Source organism: Streptomyces cyaneofuscatus (genome assembly GCF_000718135.1).
GTDB classification, from domain to species: Bacteria; Actinomycetota; Actinomycetes; order Streptomycetales; family Streptomycetaceae; genus Streptomyces; species Streptomyces cyaneofuscatus.
In genome coordinates this window covers 1-484 of sequence record NZ_JOEM01000065.1, presented here as the reverse complement: position 1 = coordinate 484, position 484 = coordinate 1, and the positions used below count along the sequence as shown (strand labels likewise).

The 484-nt window shown below is 69.8% G+C and carries 1 protein-coding gene; it reads left to right on the top strand.

The features are described 5' to 3' along the window. A partial coding sequence (locus IF17_RS01000000136900) for a carbamoyl phosphate synthase preATP-grasp domain-containing protein (RefSeq protein WP_032773155.1) occupies nt 1-484 on the top strand: 484 nt, incomplete at both ends.

Sequence of the window (484 nt, the reverse complement as noted above, 5' to 3'; positions counted from 1 at the left end):
GATGGTCAACTGCAACCCGGAGACGGTCTCGACGGACTACGACACCTCCGACCGGCTGTATTTCGAGCCGCTCACCCTGGAGGACGTCCTGGAGATCGTCCACGCCGAATCCCTCGCCGGACCCATTGCCGGCGTGATCGTGCAGCTCGGCGGCCAGACCCCCCTCGGCCTGTCCCAGGCGTTGAAGGACAACGGCGTCCCCGTCGTGGGTACGTCTCCGGAGGCGATCCATGCCGCTGAGGACCGGGGCGCCTTCGGCCAGGTCCTCGCCGAGGCCGGGCTCCCCGCCCCGAAGCATGGCACCGCGACCACGTTCGCCGGGGCGAAGGCGATCGCGGACGAGATCGGCTACCCGGTCCTGGTCCGCCCCTCCTACGTGCTCGGCGGCCGGGGCATGGAGATCGTCTACGACGAGACCCGCCTCGCCTCCTACATCTCCGAGTCCACCGAGATCAGCCCGACCCGCCCGGTACTGGTCGACCGC